At 42.9% G+C, this 6,249-nt stretch carries 6 protein-coding genes and 1 tRNA gene; 1 reads left to right on the top strand and 6 read right to left on the bottom strand.

Going from position 1 to position 6,249, the window contains the following annotated elements:
* Window positions 1–697 precede the first annotated feature (697 nt).
* Together ruvA and trpS are read right to left on the bottom strand one after the other, a co-directional pair.
* Window positions 698–1,279 (bottom strand): Holliday junction branch migration protein RuvA, encoded by a 582-nt coding sequence (gene ruvA, locus QVC79_RS17610; RefSeq protein WP_124316955.1) that lies wholly within the window; start codon window positions 1,277–1,279, stop codon window positions 698–700.
* Between the two features lie 72 nt (window positions 1,280–1,351).
* Window positions 1,352–2,335, bottom strand: coding sequence for a tryptophan--tRNA ligase (gene trpS, locus QVC79_RS17605; RefSeq protein WP_270595590.1), 984 nt, complete (start codon window positions 2,333–2,335; stop codon window positions 1,352–1,354).
* Between the two features lie 365 nt (window positions 2,336–2,700).
* Here trpS and QVC79_RS17600 point away from each other — a divergent pair, with 365 nt between their 5' ends.
* Entirely contained in the window at window positions 2,701–3,054 is a 354-nt protein-coding gene (locus QVC79_RS17600) for a DUF3276 family protein (protein WP_027201276.1), read from the top strand.
* A gap of 34 nt (window positions 3,055–3,088) precedes the next feature.
* On the opposite strand, the gene QVC79_RS17595 is transcribed toward QVC79_RS17600, so the two are convergent.
* The 4 genes from QVC79_RS17595 to QVC79_RS17580 all read right to left on the bottom strand — a co-directional run bounded on the left by QVC79_RS17595 (window position 3,089) and on the right by QVC79_RS17580 (window position 6,166).
* A complete protein-coding gene (locus QVC79_RS17595; protein ID WP_124316954.1) occupies window positions 3,089–3,550 on the bottom strand; it encodes an SRPBCC family protein in 462 nt (153 codons plus the stop codon).
* A gap of 5 nt (window positions 3,551–3,555) precedes the next feature.
* A complete protein-coding gene (gene pyrE / locus QVC79_RS17590; RefSeq protein WP_027201274.1) occupies window positions 3,556–4,185 on the bottom strand; it encodes an orotate phosphoribosyltransferase in 630 nt (209 codons plus the stop codon).
* Window positions 4,186–4,206: 21 nt separating this feature from the next.
* Window positions 4,207–5,235, bottom strand: coding sequence for an aminoglycoside phosphotransferase family protein (locus tag QVC79_RS17585; RefSeq protein WP_270595589.1), 1,029 nt, complete (start codon window positions 5,233–5,235; stop codon window positions 4,207–4,209).
* Window positions 5,236–6,082: 847 nt separating this feature from the next.
* Window positions 6,083–6,166, bottom strand: a tRNA-Leu gene (locus tag QVC79_RS17580).
* Window positions 6,167–6,249 lie beyond the last annotated feature (83 nt).

Raw genomic sequence — 6,249 nt, 5'->3', positions numbered from 1 at the left:
GATTCACGCTCGCTACGTTTTGTTCATTTCAATATCTTAAAGAACTCTTCTTTTCATCTTGTCGCTCCCGTCATCCCCTCATGCCCTCCTCTTGAAAGCGGCTGCAAAGGTAAGGCTTGTTTTTCATTCTCCAAACTTTTCAAGCTTTTTTTTCAAACTTTTTTTCTCGCCCCTCGTTTAACCTCTTTCCCTCGTGCCCTCTCTCTCGAAAGCGGGTGCAAAGATAAGGCAATGATTCCCCCTTTTCCAAATTTTTTCACCATTATTTTTCATCTTTTTTTCAAGCCCCCGACCAATACCGTGACTGGCAAAACGTTAGGGAGAAAAATTTTTACCGGGAAAACGGGAAAGACCACCGGGAAAAGGGAGGGGAAGGCGGCAAGACCGGGAAAAGGGACCACGCTCTCGCGCGACAAGCACCTTTCATGGACACCCGTGAACGTCTTTAAAACGTCTTTGATTCGAGAGTGACACGCCTTTAACTCCTGTCTTCTACCCGTTCACACCCTGTCATCACCCCTTGCACGGGGTTAAAAGGGGAATGGGCTACCACGAGAACTCGACAACTGCTCTCCAAGAACTCGACAACCACACACGCCAGTGTTCATGCCATGTATATGCTATGTATATGCTATGTTCATGGTATAGCCCAACGACGAACTAGCGCCGAGGAAAACACCGACAGGAGATAGTGAAATTACAAATGCTTTAAAGCCAACTTGATAAGATTCTCAACTGTTTCGACCTTTTCCGAAGCCAAAATCTTGTCCAAAGTCTTCGTCACCTGGGCTCGAGCAAAGCCCAACATCACCAAAGCTGCTTGTGCCTCTTCCCGAACCGCACTCGTAGAAAGACTCAACCCCTCTACAGGAACACCCTCTTTACCTACTTTATCCTTCAATTCTATAATAACACGCTGAGCAGTCTTCACTCCAATTCCCTTCACGCTCTTTATAGCATTTACATTCTCTGTAAGTATCGCTCCAGTTATCTCCTCCACCGACATTGAACTCAACATGACATTCGCAGTGTTAGCGCCAATCCCGGAAACAGAAATCAATGCCCGAAACAAACTTCTCTCCTCCTTAGAAAAAAAACCATACAACAAATGAGCATCTTCCCGCACGATCTGGTGAATATAAAGCATAACCTGATTCTGGGAAGCGATCTTAGAATAAGTATTAACCGAAATATGAATATAATACCCGACCCCGCCACAATCGACAACAGCATTTGCCGGAGTTGCCTCCACTAATTCACCTTTTATATATTCGTACATAAAAATTGAAAATTGAAAATTGAAAATTGAAAATGACAAGGCATTTCAATTTTCAATTCTATGTTTATACTACTAGCGGAAACCGATAAGTTTACGCACTTCTTTCATCGTGGCTACCGCACTAGCCCTTGCTTTCTCGGCCCCGGCCGCAGCAACCTTATCCAGATTATCCGGGTTAGCAGCGTACTCCATGATTCGCTCCCGAATCGGAGAGCAGAAATTAATAATATCTTCCGCCAACTGTTTTTTCAAATCTCCGTAACGAATTTCACAATTATTATACTTCTCGTTGAAATAATCATACGTGTCTTTCGAAGAAACGACATCCATCAAGGTAAATAAATTCTGGATCACCTCCGGTTTCACGCTGTTCGGCTCGGTTGGCCCGCTATCGGTTACGGCTTTCATCACCTTTTTACGTATTGTTGCAGCATCGTCAACCAGATAAATAGCATTTCCCTCTGATTTTCCCATCTTCCCGGAACCATCCAACCCCGGAATCTTGATTCCTTCTCCCGTGTAGGAGAAAGATGCCGGTTCCGGGAACAACTCACTCCCGTATATGGTATTAAATCTCCGGGCAAATTTCCGGGCCATCTCCATGTTTTGCTCCTGATCTTTTCCGACAGGCACTTTATGAGCCCTGTGTATAATAATATCCGCGGCCATCAACGTGGGATAGGTCAACAAACCTGCATTCACGTTATCCGGCTGTTTACGAGCCTTTTCCTTAAAAGTAGTCGTGCGCTCCAACTCGCCAAGATAAGCATTCATGTTTAAATACAAATACAACTCGGCAATCTCCTTTATATCACTTTGCACGTAAATTGTCACCTTCTCTGGATTCAAACCACAAGCGAGGTACTCCGCCAGAATCTTCCGCACGTTCTCCACCACGTTACCCGGGTGCGGATGCGTCGTTAACGAGTGCCAATCGGCAATAAAAAAGAAACATTTATACTCGTCCTGCATTTTTAGAAAATTCTTCACCGCACCAAAATAATTTCCCAGGTGCAAATTACCCGTAGGCCTAATTCCACTTACTACTGTCTCCATTGTCTGAAATTTACGAATTTAAAACATACAAAGATACGGTTTTATTCGTTTTGTACAACTATGCATCAAAATGCCCCGGAAACAATATTCATCATCACACGATATAACCACCTACCCATGAACCAGTAAAATTCATTTTTATTGTACTTGGCGAAAACAACCGTCTCTCGTTTACCTTATCCATATCAACACAATGATTACCAGTATATTACACCTATTTTAAACAAATACACGCTTTTTAAAACGTTTTCAGTAAAGTAAGATATTGATAGACAAGGAGAAAAAAATATTACAAAAATGGATGTTGTTATATTATTTTTCCTACTTTTGAAACGCAAAGTCTAATTAATAATTTTAATTTAAACATGGAAGGTTACGAAAAGAATGACGGTATGGAAATGAATGATCGGGATGAGATCTATTCAAAACCGGTGAGAGCAGGGAAAAGGACTTATTTTTTTGATGTAAAAGCTACTCGTAATAACGATTACTATCTAACGATTACTGAAAGCAAAAAGAAACTCGAAAAAGATGGTTCTCAGAATTACGAAAAGCACAAGATCTTTTTATACAAAGAAGACTTTGATAAATTTGCAGAGGGGCTTGACAACGCTGTCGCTTACATCAAAGCAGCTCTTAACGGAGAAACAATGGCAGTCCAAGAAGAAGTTGAAACAAACAAATTTGACGACATTGATTTTGATGATCTATCCAAATAACCAAAAAAGCTCTTCGCGATGAAGAGCTTTTTTATTATCGTATATATCCGTAAGGAATTTTTGCCAGACCTTCTGCCAGTTGATTGATTCCCTTTTCCAGTTTCCCCTTCAGCAACATTTTCATCATCATGTTCAACTCCGCCTCTGCCGTTATTCGTAACCGGGTATCATAAGGGCCGTTATCCAACAGCTGAATCCATACTTGAAATTCAAAAGGCAAACGTCCATCCCCCTCCAGTTTAATCAATTTCGGTTCTTCTCTCTCCACGATTTTCATTCCCATTTCACCAACACCTTTTACCATAAAAGTGCAGGTATCTTCCGTGGTGCGAACGTCCTCGATCTTGTCAGCCAGTTCCGGCATTTGATTACCGGCCCCCATCTGGCGAGCCGTCTCGATCAATTTCCCGATCTTCGAGAAATCAGAAAGAAACGCGTACACGTCTGCAATCGCACTATTTATTTTCTGAACGTCACTAACAACTCGTGTTGCCATACCTTTTATTTATAAGATTCTGGGCTCAGACGCCACTCCTTCAACTTGGCCACATCGCTCTCCTGCACGTACCCGGTCTTCTGGGCCAGGTCAATCATGGCGTTGTAGTCACTCAACGTATCCAGTACGCAATGAGCATTCGTGAAATTATCTATCGCTTTCTGGAATCCATAGGTGAAAATAGCCACCATTCCCAACACGTCACATCCTGCATTTCTCAACGCCTCCACGGCCTGCAAACTGGATCCCCCGGTAGAGATCAGATCCTCCACCACGACCACTTTTTGACCTTCTTTATATTCACCTTCAATCAGATTTTCCAACCCGTGATTCTTGGCAGCAGAACGCACGTACACGAACGGCAACCCCAATTCCTGTGCAACCAAAGCACCTTGGGCAATAGCACCGGTAGCCACCCCGGCGATCAATTCCACCTGTGGGTATTTTGTTTTAATCAAATTCACGAACTGGTCCCGAATATACGTACGTACTTCCGGGTAAGACAACGTCTTCCGATTATCGCAATAAATGGGTGATTTCCACCCGGAAGCCCATGTAAAAGGGTGATTCGGTTCTAATTTTATCGCTTTGATCTGTAGCAAATGTGACGCTACTTGTTCTGCAACAGTGTTCATATCTGTCTATTATTTTAATGGTTATTCTTTACTTTCAAGGTGCAAAGGTACAAAGTATTTTTCAAAAGCCATTCGGATAGCATACTGAATCTCGGGATATTCTCCTTCCAGCTTGCCGGATTCAAACAACGTGCTAATTCCCTGCAAACCGGGAACAATCGAGTCAATGAAATGAGGCTTCCCCTCGTGCAGACCGCGTAATCCAAACGCACCCATAGCCTGTAACAAACGCACCAGCACGAAATGATAATATATTTCCCGGAACTTTTCCGCATATCCCGGTTCGCTCTCCGTCAATTGCCGGATATAGAAATCTAATAATTCTTCCTTTTGACTTTCAGGAATTTTCACTATCGCGTCATATAATAAGGACGCCACGTCATAGTGCAAAGCCCCTTGCCTTCCTCCCTGGTAATCGATAAAATACACCTCGTTATCAACGACCATGATATTTCTAGACTGGAAATCCCGGAACATGAAACCATCCGCCCCGGCCATGACCAATTTCGCCGTCAACCGATCAAAATCATTCTCCAGCCGATCCTCGTCGACCTCCACTCCCGCCAATTTCAAAAAACAATATTTAAAATAGTTCAAATCCCACCGGATACAGCGTTCATCAAAAACAGGACGAGGCAGACATCCCGAATAATCCAGTCCCTTTCCTCCCTCCAACTGGAATTTCAACAACTCGGACAAGGCTTTCCGATACAATTCCATGGTATGCTCGCTCAGGAATTCACCCTCTCGCTCCCGCTCCACGACATCCAACAACATATCCGGCCCCAGATCATCCTGTAAATAACAAAACCCGTCCTCCGAAACACAATACACGTGCGGAACATGCAAACGGGATTTTTCAAAATGCCGTGTAAAATCCACGAACAAACGATTTTCCCGCAAATTCTCGTGGTACACACCCACGTATGTCCGGTCTCCCGTAAACACCCGGTAATATCTCCGGGCCGAACCGGACACCGGCAACGACTCCACTCGCCGTGCATCACTACCACTATATTGTTTGAAAAGAGTTTTTATTTTTTCTTCCATAACTCTGATTATTCATTCTCTCTCGTTTCTTTTTCCGACAATCCAACACGTAATTTATATCATTCCGAGTAACGTCGATCAGCCATATTAAGCATGTTCGATGTACTAAAAATATATATTAATTTTTATCTCGCAGACAAAAGTAAAGAAAAAACCTCAATTCACGCCATCATACAATATAAAGGCGAAACTAATGGAGCTGTCTCAAAAAGTCAATTTTAAACAACTACCCCCACTAACTCCCCCTTACACAGGGGGAGAAACCGCTTGGTAATCAACTCTTCCCCTGTGTAAGGGGGAGCTGGAGGGGGTAGTTGGCAAATACAAGCAGGACTTTTTGGACAGCCCCGTCAAAAGTCAATTTTCAACCTCCCTCCCCTTCGGGGTACTTCCCCTCAGGCAGGGGAAGAAAGAGAATGACCATGAATAGGATTTATCTAACGACCTTGCAGGAAGAGGATTTCTCGAATCTACATGTATTTTTCAGATCAACCATCTCTCTATAAGATCGTTATCCTCCAACAAGTGCTTTATTACTCCTATAATACGCTGTTACTCTATTGTTTGGCTAGGTTTTCTCCGTGTCTTCTCCGTGCTTTCTCCGTGTCACTTGCGAGTGATCGCCGGAGGAAACACATTTAAACGCGGCACGAATCAAGAAGAAGACATATAGGAACATTGAAGGAACATTGGCATGACCTAGAGGTAATCAAACAACGACAAAAGTTTGTTCAACAAAATTTAAACAGGCTTTAAAGAAAACGATATCCAAAATCGTAATCATTCCAACAGGGATTCTCTTTAACAAAAATACCCTTCAAAATCAATCGATTAAGAAGGGTATTTGTGCCCAAGACAAGACTCGAACTTGCACAGCCGAACGGCCACTACCACCTCAAAGTAGCGTGTATACCAATTTCACCACTTGGGCATTTTTTAACGGCGCAAATATATAGTATTTTCTCGTTATCGCAAAACAAATAAGCGGTATTTTAACCCGAATTTCACGAAATA

The sequence above is a fragment of the Butyricimonas sp. genome, assembly GCF_019423355.1.
GTDB lineage: Bacteria > Bacteroidota > Bacteroidia > Bacteroidales > Marinifilaceae > Butyricimonas > Butyricimonas faecihominis.
Note: the sequence above shows the minus strand (reverse complement) of the source record. Positions and strands in the feature narration are given on the sequence as shown.